General features: G+C 71.8%; 1 protein-coding gene. It reads right to left on the bottom strand.

Annotated elements, in window-relative coordinates; genetic code table 11:
- Window positions 1-1,092 (bottom strand): FtsX-like permease family protein (locus tag DBR20_RS22500; RefSeq protein WP_258223142.1); only part of this gene is annotated, 1,092 nt, incomplete at both ends.

Below are 1,092 nucleotides of genomic sequence, written 5' to 3'. Positions count from 1 at the left end.
CCGCCAGCCCGGCCAGGCCACCCAGCACCCACAGGGCCAGCTTCAGGTCGCCGGTGACCTGCACCGCCAGTACCAGGCTGGCCGTCAGTGCGGCCACATAGGCCAGCAGCGAGGCCGGCGGCAAGGCGGCAAACGAGCGGTTGAGCACGCGCATCGGCGGCACGCCACGCAGGCGCAACAGAGGCGGCAGTCCGAAGCCGAACAGCAGCAACAGGCCGATCCCCGCGCCGGTCAGCGCGGGCATCGCTTCGGGCAGCGGCAGGCGTTGCGGCACCAGGCTGCCCAGCACCTGTACCAGTCCTTCCTGCGCCGCCATGCCCAGGCCGATGCCGATCGCACAGGCAGGCACGGCCAGCATCAGCAGCTGCAGGGCCAGGCCGGCCAGGATGTCGCGCTGGCGTGCGCCCAGGCAGCGCAGGATCGCCACCTGGTCGATGCGACGCAGGGCGAACCGGTTGGCCGCCAGTGCGGTGGCCACGCCGGCCAGCAGTACCGCCAGCAGTGCGCTCAGGCCGAGGAAACGGCCAGCCAGGTCGAAGGCCTGGCGCACCCCGCGCTGGGTATCGTTCACGCTGAGCAGGCGCATGCCTTTCACCTGCGGCAGCAGCCATTGCCGGAATGCAGCGATGTCGGTGGCCGGGCCGGCGAACATCAGCCGGTAATTGATGCGGCTGCCGGGGCCGAGCAGGCCGGTGCCTTCCACATCGGCGCGGTTGACCAGCAGGGTCGGCGACAGCGTCAGCAGGTCGCCGCCGGCATCGGGTTCGGATTCGATGATGCCGGCGATGCGCAGCGTGCCCGCACCGAATTCCAGATCGTCGCCGGCCTTCAGGCCCAGCGCCTGCAGCAGGCGTGGATCGGCATAGGCCTGGCCCTTGGCCGGCATGCCGGCATCGGCGATCAGCGTGCCGCCCGGCGTGGCGCGCACGCGCAGCGCGCCACGCAGCGGGTAGCCTGCCTCCACGGCCTTGATGCTGGCCATCTGACTGGCATCGCCCTGGAACAGCACGCTGCCGAAGCTGGCCAGCCGCGTGTGCGCCAGGCCGCGTCGCCGCGCTTCGTCGGCGAACGCGGCTGGCGGATCATCGCGCC

The sequence above is a fragment of the Stenotrophomonas sp. HMWF023 genome (genome assembly GCF_003060985.1).
GTDB classification, from domain to species: Bacteria; Pseudomonadota; Gammaproteobacteria; order Xanthomonadales; family Xanthomonadaceae; genus Stenotrophomonas; species Stenotrophomonas lactitubi.
This window is presented reverse-complemented; position numbering and strand designations above follow the sequence as displayed.